We start from the raw sequence: 15,283 nt of genomic DNA, 5'->3' as shown, positions 1-15,283 counted from the left end.
GCCGGTCGTGGGTCTTGTCGCGGGCGACTGTACTGCACGCCGGCTCCTCGTTTACCGGCCAGAGATCGTTAGGGGGTAAAGCGCCAACGTGGTAATGAAGGTCATCGTCGCTTCCGCCCTGGGCACCGCGACGACTGAGAGACCGTCAACGCTCCCGCTTACCAACGGGAGACGGCTATGCCGCTTATTCGCCGCAATCATCTCGCTCGCGCACGGTTCGAACGGAAGATGGCCGAACTCTCAACTACCAACATGGCGCGCATCATCCATACCGAGCTTGCCGACCTGCACTGGGCGGCCGGCCACACTCGAACCGGTAGACCGTCGGCGGACGGCGGGTCGGCTTGAGCATGGACGCGCTGCTCGAACGCTCGCCCCTCGGGAACCCTCACACGGACATCCGCGCGGCAGAGGCGTCGCCGCTGTCGCCGGATTTGCTGCGGCGGATGCACGGCTACTGGCGGGCGGCGAACTACCTTTCGGTCGGCCAGATTTACCTGCGCGCCAATCCGTTGCTGGAACGTCCTCTGACGCTGGCCGACATCAAGCCGCGGCTGCTCGGCCATTGGGGCACCACGCCGGGGCTGAACCTCCTCTACGTCCACTTCAACCGCCTGATCGTCGAGCACGACCTCGACATGATCGCGATCATCGGGCCCGGCCATGGCGGCCCCGGCATCGTCGCGCAGACCTATCTCGAAGGCTCCTACACCGAGCGCTACCCCGCAATCGAGCGCAGTCGCGGCGGCATGGAGCGGCTGTTCCGGCAGTTCTCCTGGCCGGGCGGCATCCCGAGCCATGTCGCGCCGGAGACGCCGGGATCGATCCACGAAGGCGGTGAGCTCGGCTATTCGCTCGCCCACGCATACGGCGCCGCGTTCGACAATCCCGACCTGATCGTCGCCTGCGTCATCGGCGACGGCGAAGCAGAGACAGGCGCGCTCGCGGCAAGCTGGCACAGCAACAAGTTCCTCAATCCCGCGCGTGACGGCGCGGTGCTGCCGATCCTGCACCTCAACGGCTTCAAGATCGCCAACCCGACCGTGCTCGCCCGGATCGGCGACGAGGAGCTTGCCAGCCTGCTGCGCGGATACGGTCACGAGCCGTTCTTCGTCGAAGGTGACGACCCGATGTTCGTCCATCAGCAGCTGGCGGGGGCGCTCGACACGGTGCTCGACCATATCCGCACGATCCAGCGCGAGGCCCGGTCGGCCACGCCAAGCGGGTTGCGGCCACGCTGGCCGATGATCGTGCTCCGCACGCCGAAGGGCTGGACCGGGCCGAAGATTGTCGACGGCAAGCCGGTCGAGGGCACCTGGCGCGCACATCAGGTGCCGATCGCCGATTTCGACAATCCTGAGCATCTCGTCCTGCTAGAGGCGTGGATGCGGAGTTATCGCGCCGAAGAGCTGTTCGACGCCACCGGCAAGTTCCGCGAAGAGTTCGCTTCATTGGCGCCGACCGGTCACCGCCGGATGGGCTCCAACCCGCACGCCAATGGCGGCGAGCTGATGCGCTCGCTGGCGCTGCCCAATTTCCGGTCGCACGCCGTCGCGCTCACGGCGCCCGGGGGCGTCAGGGCGCCTGCCACGGCGACGCTCGGCAGCTACCTGAAGGAGGCGATGGCGCTCAACCTGGGCGCGTCGAACATGCGGCTGTTCGGCCCCGACGAGACCGCCTCGAACCGCTTGCAGGCGGTGTACGACGTTACAGGCAAGACGTGGATGGCGGAAACGGAGCCGAACGATACCGACCTTGCTCAGGACGGCCGCGTGATGGAGGTGCTGAGCGAGCATCTCTGCCAGGGCTGGCTGGAGGGCTATCTGTTGACAGGACGCCACGGCCTGTTCTCGTGCTACGAGGCATTCGTCCATATCGTCGACTCGATGGTGAACCAGCACGCGAAGTGGCTGACGACCACGCGCACGATCCCGTGGCGCAAACCGATCGCCTCGCTCAACTACCTGCTGACGTCGCATGTCTGGCGGCAGGATCACAACGGCTCGTCACACCAGGATCCGGGTTTCCTCGACCACGTGGCGAACAAGACGGCCGAGGTCACGCGCATCTACCTGCCGCCCGACGCCAATTGTCTGTTGTCGGTCGCCGATCACTGCCTGCGCAGCCGCAATTATGTAAATGTCATCGTCGCCGGCAAGCAGCCCGAATGGCAGTGGCTGACGATCGACGAGGCGGTGCGCCACTGCACGACCGGTGCCGGCATCTGGGACTGGGCGAGCGACGACGGCGACCCCGATGTGGTGCTTGCCTGTGCCGGCGACGTGCCGACGCTGGAGACGCTCGCGGCAACGACCTTATTGCGGGAGTATGTGCCCGACATCCGCATTCGGGTGGTGAACGTCGTCGACCTCATGGTGCTGCAACCGCAGTCGGAACATCCGCACGGGATGGACGATCGTGCGTTCGACGCGATGTTCACCACCGACCGGCCGGTGATCTTCGCCTTTCACGGCTATCCTTCGCTGGTGCACCGGCTGGCCTACGCCCGTCACGGTCACCACAACTTTCACGTCCGCGGCTACAAGGGCGAGGGTACCACGACGACGCCGTTCGACATGGTCGTCATGAACGACCTTGACCGATACCGGCTCGCACTCGACGCGATCGAGCGCGTGCCGCGCCTGAAGGATCGCGTGCCCGCGGAGACTGCCCGCTACTGGGGGTTGATGGAGCGCCACAAGCTCTACGTCGCCGAACAGGGTGACGACCTGCCCGAGGTGCGGGACTGGCAGTGGACACGCTGATCCTGGCGATCAGCGGCGGCTCCTCGTCGCTGAAATACGGTGCATTCACCGTCGGGAACGACCGGATGGAGACGGTAGTCTCTGGTGCGATCGAGACTGCGCACGATCACAGCTTCGACGGGATCGCGGCGAAGCTAGACAGGTTGCCCGATGCGATCGGCCACCGCGTCGTCCACGGCGGCTCAAAGCTGTTCCGGCCGACGCTGATCGACGACGGTGTCATTGCCGACCTCGAGGCGGCATGCGCGTTTGCGCCCCTGCATAAGCCCGCCGCGCTGGACCTGATCGCGGCGGCGCGGCGCCGCTATCCGGGCACACCGCAGATCGCCTGTTTCGATACAGGCTTCCACGAACACCTACCGGCGATCGCCGCCGTTCTGCCCGTTCCCAAAGCGCTCCGGACGGTCGGGGTCAGACGCTACGGCTTTCACGGCCTATCCTGTCAGTCGATCGTGCGCCAGCTCGGCGCCGACCTGCCCGAGCGGCTGGTGATCGCGCACCTCGGCAGCGGGGCAAGCGTCACGGCGATCCTGGACGGCGTCTCGGTCGATACCTCGATGGGACTAACTCCCTCGGGGGGCGTCGTGATGGCCACCCGGAGCGGCGATCTCGATCCCGGCCTGCTGATGTTCCTGCTGCGCAAACACGGAATGACGGCTGGTCGGCTTGAGGAGTTGCTCGATCGTGAATCCGGCCTCCTCGGCATCTCGGACCGGAGCGGCGACCTGCAGACACTCCGTCGGCTGGCACCCGCCGCTCCCGACGCCCGGCTTGCCATCGACATCTTCTGCCGATCGGTCGCCAAGCAGATCGCGGCGATGACCGCCAGCCTGGGCGGCATCGACCTGCTCGTCTTCAGCGGTGGCATCGGCGAGCATGATGCCGAGACGCGGAACGCGATATGCGCCGATCTCGCCTGGGCCGGAGTCGCAGAGGGTGCAGATGCGGGGAACGTCAGAGTCTGCTCGGCTGATGAGGAAGAGCAGATCGCGTGGGATGCGTCGAAGCTTATGCGGGCGGACGTCGCGCGTGACACGGCGGCGTGACATCGCCTGCCGGTGGCAGCGCGCCGATTAGCAAATGGCCGAAGTCGGGAAGCCGGCAAGTCGGTCTGAATGTCGTCTTCTGGGTCAAATTGCTGCGACGTGAATCAATCGGCTTGAGCAATTTGCCCTTTAATGAATCTGGCATCATGGGCATGCTCACATCCCGAATATTGGGCGGGCGCGAGGGCCCGCCTCACATCCATCAAGACAGCGGCGGTTGCCCGTTTGAGGCAGTAAGGCCGCCATCGACTGGCAGGTTCACGCCCGTCACGAAATGCGCATCCTCACTCGCGAGGAACGCGATTACCCCCGCAATGTCGGCGGGCTCGGCACCGCGGCCCAATGGGATGCGTTCTTCGAACTTGGTGATCAACTCGGGCTGCTCCTTCATGCCCGCGGTCAGCGCGGTGTAGGTGAGCGACGGGTTGACCGCGTTGACGCGGACGCCGTGCTTCGCCTCGTCCATCGCCAGCGCACGGGTGAAGTTGCTCACTGCACCCTTTGCCGCGCAGTAGAAGCTATGGTTCCAGTCGCCGCCCAGCCCGGACACCGACGACACATTGACGATGCAGCCTTTCGATTGGCGCAGATGGGGGATCGCCGCGCGGCTCATGTGAACGACGCCGTAGAGGTCGGTCTCAATCACCTTGGTGAATTCGGCGAAGTCGCCTTCATCGACTTTGCCGAGATGATCGACGCCCGCGTCGTTAACCAGCACGTCTATCCGACCGAAGCGATCGATCGCAGCTTGGACGAGCGTCTCGCATGCAGCGTGATCGGACACGTCGGTCTCGCGGGTTTCGACTGTGCCGTGCAGTTCGCCCGCCAGCTTGTCGAGCGCGGCCTTGTCGATGTCGCCCAATACCAGCGTTGCGCCTTCCTCAGCGAAGCGACGCGCGACCCCTTCACCGATCCCCGAGGCGGCACCCGTGATGACGATGACCTTGTTGGAAAAGCGCGCCATTATGCATTCCCCGCCTGGGCGTCGTGGTAGCCTTGCAGCTTCATGATTGTCCTCTCACTGTCGTCAGGACTGGTGTTCAGCTCAGGCTGGAATGTCCTGGATGGTAGCGGTGTTGGCGGCGGCGATGCCGTTCTCACGGTGACGGAAGTCGCTGAGCGCCTGGTAGACCTGCATGCGCGCGCGCATCACGCCGCCCAGCGGGCGATGGACCTCAAGGCTATGGGCCGGGCGGAACGTCATCACTTCGTCGAAGTAGCGGACGCGGTCGGGGCCATAGGCCGACTGCCGCGGCAATCGGATCGTGGCGACGGTACGATATGGGCTTTCGCTTGTCGGCCAATCGACGGAGGTGTCCTCGATCGGCTGCGTCTCGGCATCGGTCCACAGCTGCGCCCGAAGCTCGAACACCGCATCCTTGCCCTCGAAGTACTCGACCGAGGCATGGCGGAAGCCATCCTCATCCTGATGCGGGTCGAGCTGCCAATCGGCGAGCACATGTTGCTCGGCTGAAACGGGAAAGGCCCCGATCTTCGCGACATGGTCGCCGTAGCGCACCGGGCACTGGCTGAAATATTCCTCGACCAGCGGGTGGCTGAAGGGGTGGCCATAGAAGTCCAGCGTCGGGCTCGGACCCGCACCGACCGCATTCAGTACCTTGTTGATGTTGCGGGCGACGGAGGCGGCCGCACTCTTCACCCCTTCGGGCATGGGCACCGTCAGCCCAATCTTCTTGGCTTGCGAGAGGAAGCCCGCGGCGGTCGCCGCCGGGAAGGTCGTACCGCTGGCGAGGACGAAGTCCTGCGTCGGCGCGTCATGGCCAGGCAGCTTCGTGCCCTCGACACCGAATACCTTGATCGACATGCCGCGATGGGTTGAGACGCGGTCGCCGAGCTTCTCACCGGGGCCTTGCGCAAAACGGACGGCGACATCGAACGTGCCTGGATCTGCGAAGAGGCCCTGTGCCAGCTCGGGCGGCAACCCGGGCGCAACGATGAGCTTGCCGATCACACAGGCCGTGCTCTTGGCATGGCTCGCCCGTACCGCATGCCCGTCGCGCTTCTCGACGGTCTGGCTCTCCTGGGTCATGCCCTGGATGATGCCGTTGATGCTCTCCTGTTCGTCGGTCTCCGGTGTTTCGATGTCGGGCGAATAGCGTAGATAGGTCATGGGATGTCCGATCACTTGGCGGGCGCGAAGGAGAACAGCTGCGTCTTGATCGACGGGGGTGCGCCGGGCGTGAACCAGTTGGTGTCCTGGATATGGCTGGCGGTGACGTACATCGTCCCGTCGCGCCCTTCGGAGAAGGTGTCGGGCCAGCGCAGGCGGCGGTCGGTCAGCACCGTCTCGACGGTCGCGCCGTTCAGCCGCTTGATCGCATAGTCGGTCGGCGAGGTCAGGTAGAGGACGCCCGCCTTGCTCATCCACAGGCCGTCGGCAACGTGGGTCTGCGCGACCGTCTTCACCGCTGCCGCCCTGTCCGTCTCGCTGACGTCCGACCGCAGCTTGGCGGTGTCGATCGAATAGAGCGTCTTGCCGGTCAGCGCCTGATAGTAGAGCGTCTTGCCGTCCTTGGAGATCGCGATGCCATCGGCGGCGAACGCGGGCTGGCGGCCATCGGGACGGACGAGCGGCTTGCCGTCCAGCGTGACCTTCACCGTCTTGTCGATCTGCGTCGAGGCGTGCCCGTCGAGCGCACGGTGGCTTTTGCCGCTTTCCAGATCGACGACGATGATCGCGCCGCGCGTGCCGCTGTCGGTGATGTAGCCGGTCTTGCCATCGGGCGAGAAGCGGATGTCGTTGAGATAGGTACCCTGCAGCGCGACGTCGCCGGGAACCAGAATCGTCTTCGTCACGGTGTTCGATGACAGATCGATGCGGACGAGCTTGGGCGCGCCTTCGAGGATCTTCTCGTTTCCGGGCGCGCCAGGATCCAGCACCCAGAGGTTGCCATGGCCATCGGGTACGATCGACTGCACGCAGACAAAATAATCACCGACCGGCAGTTCGTTGGCGCGGGCGTTGCGCCAGCTGTTCCACTTGGCGTCGGGATAGGGACGCAAGGATCCGTCCTTCATCACCTCGGCAACCGAGATGGGCGCGTCGTCGGTCCAGCGGGGAAAGTTGACGAAGCGACGGCCATCCTCGGTCACGGCGACGCCGGTCGCCTGATGATCGAACTGCGCCACCTGGGTCAGCTGTGCGCTGCGTCCCTGGGCATGGGCGACGCCGGCTGCGGCAGCGGCGACCAGGCCGATGGCGGCGATCCCGGCGGCATAGGGGGCGGCTTTCTTCATGGTCAGGCTCCTGTCGGTCGTATCGGTGAGCGCGGCGGGGTCGCCGGTAAAGAGGGTGAGAAGGTGGCGGACGACCGCCTCCGGGTTCTCGCGCTGCGGGAAGTGACCCACGCTTGCCAGCGTGACGGCCGCGAACGGGCCGGCGAACTTCGAGGGGGCGTCCTCAGCTGTAGAGGGCGGGTTTACACCATCCGCATCTCCATGGAGGTAAAGCGTTGGCAGCGACAGCGTCTGAGCCGCTTTCACCTTCTCCTCCAGCCATGCACTGCCCGGGTCGGGCGCCGCTTCATCCCACCGGGAACGATAGCTATGGAGCGTCACGTCGACCCAGTCGGGATTGTCGAACGACCGCGCGACACGAGCGAACGTTGCTTCGTCAAACCAGCCAGGCGGCGACCAATTGACCCAGTGGAGATGGGCGAAGCCGCGGCGGTCTGTACGGACCGCCTCCGCCCCGCGCGCGGTCGCCATAAACCAGTGATACCATTGCCGCTGGGTCTGCTCGAAGGGCAGATTCGCCATGCCGCCGAGCCGGGGCGGGGTCGACAGCATCGCCAGCCGTTCCACCCGCTCTGGCCAGCCTACCGCAAGCGCTTCAGCGATGTTCGATCCCCAATCGTGACCGGCCACCATGAACCGGTCGATCTCCAGGCCGTCGAGCAGCGCGACCACGTCCATGGCATGGATCGCGCTATTACCGGTCCGGGGCGATGCATCGTCCCGAAACCTCGTCGCCCCAAAGCCACGAAGCGTCGGGACGATCGTACGCAGGCCAGCCTCGTTCAGGCGTCCTGTGACATGCTCCCATGTCGAGGCATCGTCCGGCCAGCCATGGAGCAACACGACTACCGTACCGTCCAGCGGGCCCTGGTCGCGATACGCTATGTCGAGCGTGTCGGTCGCAAAGGATGCCAAACCGTGGTCACCGCTCACGATCGGTCCCCAGCAGCTTCCTCTCGGGCGTCGTCGGGCAAGCCCTCCTCGCGGCCGGGCACGGACATGTCGTATGCGTTGAGCAGCAGCGACACGAGGCAATAGCCTCCAACGAGGTAGATCAGCTCTGCCGTCTGATCCTCGCCGAACGCGCGAACGGCGCGGCCATATGTAGAAGCGGGTAACTGGCGTCCGCCGGCCAAGGTCGCTGCGACGTCATAGGCAGATTGTTCTTCCTCTGTGAGATCGGCGGGCCGCTGCCCTGCGGCGATCGCGGCAATTTTCTCGTTCGACAGCCCGGCGGCCTCGCCGACCCGTTCGTGCGCGTAAAGTTCATAACGGGAATTCATCGCCGCGCCGGTGGCGAGGATTGCGACCTCGTGCGCTGCCTTGGGGAGGCTCGCATTGTCGATCAGCGCCTTTGTGTAGATCCAGGCGGCGCGACCGAATGCCGGGAATCGGAGCATCGGTGCGAATGGTCCGATGAGCGCGCCATCGGTCCGACGGGACACGAACCCCTTGAGGTGCTCGGCGATGTATCCGCTCATCTCATCGTGCAGTGAGCGGAGATCCTCCGGCATGTCTGCCGGAGGAAATGGAGGCGCGCGCATCAGGCGGCCTCGTCCATCTCACGCTTCAGACTGGCCATGTCGATGACATAGCGGAACCGCACGTCCTCGTTTTTGACCTTCTTGTAGGCCGCATTGACGTCCTGGATGTCGATCACCTGGACGTCGGGGGCGACACCCTTCTCGGCACAGAAGTCGAGCACCTCCTGCGTTTCGGCGATCGACCCGATCAGCGAGCCCGCCAGCGTCCGGCGGTGCATGATCAGCTCCTGATTGTTGTAGCCGGGAATCTGGTCGAGCGCGCCGACCGCGCAATAGGTCGCGTTGCGCTTCAAGAGCGTGATGAACGGGTCGACCTTATGCTTTTCCGGGATGGTCGAGAGGATGAAGTCGAAGCTCAGCTCGAGTTCCTTGTAGGCATCCTTGTCACCTTCGATCACGACCTGGCTGGCGCCCAGCGCCTTGCCTGGTTCGACCTTGTCCTTGTCGGTCGTAAATATGGTGACGTCCGCGCCCATCGCGACCGCGAGCTTCACCGCCATATGGCCCAGCCCACCCAGGCCGACGATGCCGACCTTGTCGCCCGCCTTCACGCCCCAGTGCTTCAGCGGCGAATAGGTGGTGACACCTGCGCAAAGGATCGGTGCCGCCGCTTCGATCGGCAGGCTTTCGGGCACCTTCAGGACGAAATCCTCAGGCACTACCATGACGTTCGAATAACCGCCGTAGGTGTTATCCTCGGCGTAGGTGTTGACCCCATCCTCGGTCTGCGCGGCGGGCTTCATCGGGCCGTTGTAGGTCGCCAGCCAGCTGTTATGCCCCTCGCAATGATGCTCGTCGCCCTCGCGGCAGGGCTCGCACTGCCGGCAGCTGTCAATCATGCAGCCGACCCCGACGAGGTCGCCGACCTTGTGCCGCGAAACGCCCGCCCCGGCAGCCGAGACGCGGCCGACGATCTCATGCCCCGGCATGCAGGGATAAACGGTATTGCCCCAGTCGTTCTCGACTTGGTGAATGTCGGAATGGCAGACGCCGCAATAGAGGACGTCTATCTGCACCTCGTTGGCCTTCGGCTCGGGGCGATCGAACTCGAGGGGCTTCAGGCGGCTGAACGAATGCTTGGCGGCGTAGCCGAGGGCTTTGGTCATGGTGCGTCTTCCTCGTTCCGGGTGATCAAGCGCGAGCGCTGGTAGGTTCGTGGTAGGGGCAGCCGTTCACGCGCGCCCGGAAGTCCGCGGAGTGGCGATAGGTTTCGTTGCGTGCGCGATTGACGTTGCCGAGCGGCTGGTGTGCCGCGAGCCCGGTCCAGATGCTGAAGCGTGTTTCCTCATCGATCTGGCGCACCTGGGCCGGATCCCAGCTATCTTGCGCCGGCACGCGCAGGACGGCGACGCGCTGGAACGGCGAGACCTCCTCGTCCCATTCGACCGTGGGGTCTTCGATCGGCTGCTTCTTGAGGTCGCGGCAAAGCTGGACCTGAAATTCCCATTCGGCATCGAGCCGGGCCATCTCGACACGCACATCCTCACGGATCGCATCCGGGCGATCTGCCGCTTCGACGGTGCGCCCGGTGAGCGCGACCTGATCGGACGCGATAGGTACGAGGCGATACTTGGCGATGTAATCGCCCCAGCGATATGGCGTGACCGAATTGTAGGTTTCGCCCAGTGGATCGGCGTTGGGCGTACCCCCCAGCGTGTCGACCGTTGGACTGGAAAGCCCGACCGCTTCCAGCGCGTTGTGTACGCCCCGCAATGTGGTCGAGAGTACCTCCTTCACGCCCTCCATGCGGTCGGTTGTCTTGGCCAGCATCTTGACGTTGCCGAGGAAGGTTTTGGCGTCCTTCGCCACGAACACCTTGCCGTTATTGGTGACGAAATCCTGTGCCGTTCCATCGGCACCCGGAAGACGCTCGCCCTGGACATTGAGAACCTTGATCGCGAGACCCCGTGGCAGGCTGATGCCGTCGCGCAAGATGTCGCCGGCATTGGTCGAGATGCGGATGAGCGCCTCATGGGTGCCGGGAGAGGCGAACGCTCCCTGCGCCAGCTCATGCGGCAGGGCATCGTCGATGACGAGTTCGCCCTTCAAGACGCCATGCGCCTTGGCATGGACGGAGCGGACCGCATGGCCGTAATCCTCCGCCGTCCGTTTTAGGATGACGTCGAACGCCTCGTTGAGCTGCTGGATGGTATCAGCTTCATCGGGCTGCTTCTGCTCGACGTCGGGTGCATAGCGGACAGGGGAACCGGTCATGGCACGGCCTCGTGATTAGAAAGGGGAGAAGGGCGGCAGTCGCCGCCCTTCCATATCGATCAACGCGCCAGCGCTGCTTTGAGCCGCGCGACAGCGAGGTCGTTCGCCTGCTTGGCGCCGTTCACGACCTTGGCCATGCCGAAGAACTCATGGGTGACGCCCGGGAAGGTCTTCTGCTCGACCTTGTCGCCGGCCGCCCGCATCGCGGCCGCCAGCGTTTCGCCATCCGAGCGGAGCGGATCGATCTGCGCGTTGATGATCGTCGTCGGCGGCAGACCACGCAGGTTCGAGGCGACCAGGTTGAGACGCGGATCCTGCGCATCGGCCTTGCTCGTCTGATAGTAATAGCCGAACCACGGCAGCATCGCAGTGTTGAGCGGCTTGGCGTTCGCCGAGTCCCGCCGCGAGGGAAGCGTCATACTGCTGTTCGCGATCGGATAGACCGACACGATGTGCCGCGGCACCGTCAGGCCGTTGTCCCGCGCGTAGATCGCGGTCGCGACCGCAAGATTGCCGCCGGCACTCTCGCCGACCGTCGCGATCCGTGCAGGGTCGCCACCCCAGCTTGCCGCATTCTGGAGCGTCCAGCGATAGGCAGCGGCCGCATCGTCATGCTGCGCCGGGAACTTGAACTCGGGCGCATGGCGGTATTCGACCGAGACGACGATGGCGCTCAGCGCCTTCGCCATGGCCCGCGGCGCAGCATCGTAGGTGTCGACGTCGGCGATGACCCAGCCGCCGCCATGGTAGTAGACGATGACCGGCATGGCCTTGCCACCGGCGGGTGCACCGGCCGGCTTGTAGATGCGCGCGAATTGCTTGGGGTCGCTGCCGTACGGCAGGTCCTTCGTCGTTACCGACGGATCAGGCGCCGTCGACATACCCTTCTTCTGCATCGCCGCTTTGGCTCCGTCCGCAGCCGAGGGCTGCATCCGGGCTTCGGCCGGCGTGAGCGTCTCGATCGGCTTGCCGCCGAGCGACGCAAGCGCGTCCAGGACCGACTGCATGTCGGGTGCGGCTTTCGGGGGCTGCACGGATGTCGGGGGCGGAGGTGGCGGAGGAGGGGCCGTGACCGAGCGGGCTGACTGGGCGAGAGCCGGAACGCCTGCGATCGCCGTCGACGCGGCGATCAGCATGGAAATGGTTTTGCGCAAAAATCCCTCCTGTAACTATCCGTTTCTCAACCATCGAGCGCGCTTCGGCGTTTCGGTACGAAAGTAGACGCAAGCGTTTGGGCAGCGAAATTCGGGAGTATGGGCGGCGGCATGGATGATCAGGCTTCGATCGTGGATGGGACGCGCAGGTCTAACGCGTTGCCCTGGGAGGCGAATGGGCTGCTGCGTCTCTTGAATGACGCTGACCGCGCCGCCCTTGCGCCGCATCTGGAACCGGTACCGTTTCGCAATGGCGACATGATCGCACGCGCTGGCGATGCGGCCGACAGCATCTGCTTTCCGTTGACCGGTATCGCTGCAATACTTGACTCGCTCGAGGGTGACCGCCGCTACGCAGTCGCGCTGGTCGGCCGCGAAGGGTTCATCGGTTGGCAGTTGCTGCTTGGCAACGAGCGTTGGTCGCATGACGTGGTGATGAGGGCCGAACACGGCACGGCGATGCGGCTGTCGGCTGCGGCGTTGAACGAGATACTGGCCGACCGTCCGGCGATCCGAACCGTTCTGCTCCGTTTCGTCGACGTGGTCATGATTCAAATGTCTAGGACGATCGTCTCGTCGCTCGCGCATTCGATCGAGCGGCGGATGGCGCGATGGATCCTGCTCTACCACGATCGTGTGCAGGAGGACGACATCTGCATGACGCACGAGGAGTTCAGGCTCATGCTCGGCGTCCGCCGTAGCAGCGTGACCGACGCACTGCACAAGCTCGAAGAGGATGAGGCTGTCCGGTCCGTGCGCGGGCGCGTGGTCGTGCGTGATCGCGAGCGGCTGCTGAGGCTCGCCGGCGACACCTACGGGTTCGCCGAGGCGGAACATCGGCGCCTACTCGGCCTCTGATCAAATTGAATCTGCCGACTGCCGCCCCCGGATGACCCCATGAGTGGCTTGAAATACCCATATCTCGCCGACTTGCCCTCACCGGTGAGATTGGACGCTTACTCGAGATGAACAAATGGCCGAAGTTGGGGCGGGGCAAATACTTCGCCAACGACCGGATATGGGTCATCGCCGCGAAGGGGAGGGCGGCAGCTTTCGCTCAATAGCGCTCGCGCTCGGGGAGACATCTTCGTCGAATGGACCCATCGCGTCATTCGTTGAGCAAGCCTGAACCAGCCCCAAACGGCGGGCATGCCCATTTCCAGCTCGGCCCACCTTGCCTGCGACGGCGACGACGCTACTACAAAGGTCATTCAGACGTGACCGACGCCTTGGAGGTCGCATATGGTCCATGGAATCGACGAAGTTGCTCAGCTGATTGAGCGGGCGTTGATGCTTGCGGATGAGCTCGGTCTTAGCCTCACCAGCATCCAGCTCGAAGAAGCCCGTGTCGCGCTTGGAAAAGACGGCAATGCTTGGGCGGACGCGTTGGAATCCAAATCAACCTTGCCACCCGTCCTCAGCGAAATGGGCGGCCGTCATGGTGAAGGCGAATTTGTACAACTTCGCAACAGCGACTCTTTACAGCAACTTTTACTCGAACATGAGAACCTCGACCGCAGGCGTAAGTCGCTGCTGCAACTCGTCAGAGAGGAGCCTGATCCAGGTGAGGCATGGCGGCAACTGACGGAATTTAAGGCCCTTATCGAGGCTCATCGCGCGTCGGAACGGCGTTGTTTTTATGGGCCCCTCGAACGAGGCAAGGTGCAACTCTTTAGTCGCTTGAACGAAAATTGACGAGTCTCACCGGCGAAATCGAACGAGACTGGAAGCAGTACCTTTTCTACTGGGATGAGGGGCGTATAGCCAGCCGCTGGTCAAGCTTTGCTTTGGCAAACAATATAATCTTGGTAAGAGCCGGCGACCGTATGCGGCTTGAAGAACGCGTTATCTATCCTCTTGCGTTCTTGGGAGGTAACATCGAGCTGAGGCAGCCCGCATCTTGAGAACATGCCTCGGCGCTCATCACGGATCGTTCGAACGGTGCCGCGTCCGCTTCGCCTAATGGCAGCCGTTCACCCACACAACGTGGCCTAAGGTGGTGCGTCATTCTGAAGCTGAACGAATGGCAGGAGCTGGGAAGACAGCAGAGCACTTCGAATGACCATAACTGGGTCTCCTCGGCGGCAGAGCAGGGCGGCTGCTTCCGCCCAAACATTGCCATTCCGACAGCGAACCGCGCCACCTGAAACCGGATATTGCGTAACGACGGGCTTCACACAAACCTTGTACGTAACCGCGTGACGCATCTGGTAGGCGTATCGCTACGGCGGCCTACCGAAGGGTGCCGGTTGGTTCCCCGGCCGTTTGCAACTTTGCCATTTGGCGGCTGAAAGCTAGCAGCCTTTCTCTAATAGAATACGGCGTTCCCCCCGCGCTGAGCGCTCCCTGGTCGGAACGCTGACAACCCACCATGGCCTCAGCATACTTCATCTGAATCAGCCATCATCGCATGCGCAGGCTGTTATCTCGCAGGCTTATTGAATAACGATTTGACTAGCGTCGCGCACAAAAACGGTGTGCTGATATCGATTGAGGCTACGCGGTTGCCCCGCCAGCATGTTGGCTACCGGAAGAAGCTTCAGCTCGCCTTTGACTGTGATGTTCTTTCCAATCAGCGCAATTTCCGGTTTTGAACCCAAACGCTTTTCCAGCATATTCGCTACTATTGGTGTGATGTTGAACGTGATGTTATTTGGTGACCAATAATCGGCGTCGGATTTTAATTACAGAGCGTTTGGCCGTCTTTCAGCAGCAGCTACCTTCATCGTAAAAACGCCCGTAATTGCCCAATTAGGGTGGGCTTCGGCCAACGCTATTGCTTGTGGTGGGGGCACTGGGATGGTTGCGATTTCCGCTGTTGCGGTAGCTACACTGAAGCTGAGAAGTGCGATCACTGTCGTCACCTTTTTCTTACAAGACTTTCCCTAGAGGTAAACATCGGCACTGATACTGGCTCATGACAATTCATTCATAAGATCAATCTGCGCCGGCATCGGCGCGATGCCAGCTATCGCCCCCACATCCCCAAAAGCAGACGGGCCGATTTCCTCCCAGAAGCAGACATTAACCGCCAGACGCTAGACGAGCGGCATGAAATCATGTGTTCGGCGGCGATGGCCGTTTCAAAGGCGGTGCGCGGTTGGCGGTTTCAGTCTCACGATCGCGGCACTGGCTTTGAGCGGTTGCGACTTCTCGGAGTTCTCGCGCCGCGTGGCGGAGTGAGAACGAGAGCGATCTCGCCTTGCGGCCGATGAGCAGAATGCGTCGTGACGTGACCCCTGTCTTTCATCCAGCTGCGACCAGAGACCGACGGGTGTTGTCGCGCATGAGCGCAGGTGAAG

General features: G+C 63.4%; 12 protein-coding genes. 4 read left to right on the top strand and 8 right to left on the bottom strand.

The annotated features are described in order from the left end of the window. The first annotated feature begins 350 nt into the window (after window positions 1-350). Together V8201_RS18075 and V8201_RS18070 are read left to right on the top strand one after the other, a co-directional pair. Window positions 351-2,765 (top strand): phosphoketolase family protein, encoded by a 2,415-nt coding sequence (locus V8201_RS18075; protein ID WP_336546158.1) that lies wholly within the window; start codon window positions 351-353, stop codon window positions 2,763-2,765. Continuing rightward, window positions 2,753-3,811, top strand: a complete 1,059-nt coding sequence (locus V8201_RS18070; protein WP_336546157.1) for an acetate/propionate family kinase — start codon at window positions 2,753-2,755, stop codon at window positions 3,809-3,811. Before V8201_RS18075 ends, V8201_RS18070 begins: the two co-directional genes overlap by 13 nt. Window positions 3,812-4,013: 202 nt before the next feature. On the opposite strand, the gene budC is transcribed toward V8201_RS18070, so the two are convergent. The 7 genes from budC to V8201_RS18035 all read right to left on the bottom strand — a co-directional run bounded on the left by budC (window position 4,014) and on the right by V8201_RS18035 (window position 11,834). After that, the gene (gene budC / locus V8201_RS18065; protein ID WP_037534818.1) at window positions 4,014-4,775 is read right to left on the bottom strand and encodes a meso-2,3-butanediol dehydrogenase; all 762 of its coding nucleotides are present in this window, start codon (window positions 4,773-4,775) and stop codon (window positions 4,014-4,016) included. A gap of 81 nt (window positions 4,776-4,856) precedes the next feature. Next, a complete protein-coding gene (locus tag V8201_RS18060; RefSeq protein ID WP_336546156.1) occupies window positions 4,857-5,942 on the bottom strand; it encodes a catalase family protein in 1,086 nt (361 codons plus the stop codon). 11 nt (window positions 5,943-5,953) lie between these two features. Beyond that, window positions 5,954-8,104 carry an L-dopachrome tautomerase-related protein gene (locus tag V8201_RS18055; protein ID WP_336546155.1) on the bottom strand — a complete coding sequence of 717 codons (2,151 nt, stop codon included), beginning with the start codon at window positions 8,102-8,104 and terminating at the stop codon, window positions 5,954-5,956. Beyond that, window positions 7,999-8,550, bottom strand: coding sequence for a carboxymuconolactone decarboxylase family protein (locus V8201_RS18050; RefSeq protein WP_336546154.1), 552 nt, complete (start codon window positions 8,548-8,550; stop codon window positions 7,999-8,001). Before V8201_RS18050 ends, V8201_RS18055 begins: the two co-directional genes overlap by 106 nt. A 62-nt stretch (window positions 8,551-8,612) precedes the next feature. After that, the gene (locus V8201_RS18045; RefSeq protein WP_336546153.1) at window positions 8,613-9,719 is read right to left on the bottom strand and encodes an NAD(P)-dependent alcohol dehydrogenase; all 1,107 of its coding nucleotides are present in this window, start codon (window positions 9,717-9,719) and stop codon (window positions 8,613-8,615) included. A gap of 25 nt (window positions 9,720-9,744) precedes the next feature. Further along, on the bottom strand, window positions 9,745-10,827 hold the full coding sequence (locus V8201_RS18040; RefSeq protein WP_336546152.1) for a catalase family protein: 1,083 nt from the start codon (window positions 10,825-10,827) through the stop codon (window positions 9,745-9,747). A 59-nt stretch (window positions 10,828-10,886) separates the two neighbouring features. Next, a complete protein-coding gene (locus tag V8201_RS18035) occupies window positions 10,887-11,834 on the bottom strand; it encodes an alpha/beta hydrolase (RefSeq protein WP_243848130.1) in 948 nt (315 codons plus the stop codon). A 258-nt stretch (window positions 11,835-12,092) separates the two neighbouring features. Here V8201_RS18035 and V8201_RS18030 point away from each other — a divergent pair, with 258 nt between their 5' ends. After that, entirely contained in the window at window positions 12,093-12,839 is a 747-nt protein-coding gene (locus V8201_RS18030) for a Crp/Fnr family transcriptional regulator (RefSeq protein ID WP_336546151.1), read from the top strand. Window positions 12,840-13,223: 384 nt separating this feature from the next. Further along, window positions 13,224-13,676, top strand: coding sequence for a hypothetical protein (locus V8201_RS18025; protein ID WP_271299039.1), 453 nt, complete (start codon window positions 13,224-13,226; stop codon window positions 13,674-13,676). Window positions 13,677-14,416: 740 nt separating this feature from the next. On the opposite strand, the gene V8201_RS18020 is transcribed toward V8201_RS18025, so the two are convergent. Next, window positions 14,417-14,596, bottom strand: coding sequence for a hypothetical protein (locus V8201_RS18020; protein WP_271299038.1), 180 nt, complete (start codon window positions 14,594-14,596; stop codon window positions 14,417-14,419). Between the last annotated feature and the right edge of the window lie 687 nt (window positions 14,597-15,283).

The organism is Sphingomonas kyungheensis (genome assembly GCF_037120395.1).
Taxonomy (GTDB): domain Bacteria; phylum Pseudomonadota; class Alphaproteobacteria; order Sphingomonadales; family Sphingomonadaceae; genus Sphingomonas; species Sphingomonas kyungheensis.
Note: the sequence above shows the minus strand (reverse complement) of the source record. Positions and strands in the feature narration are given on the sequence as shown.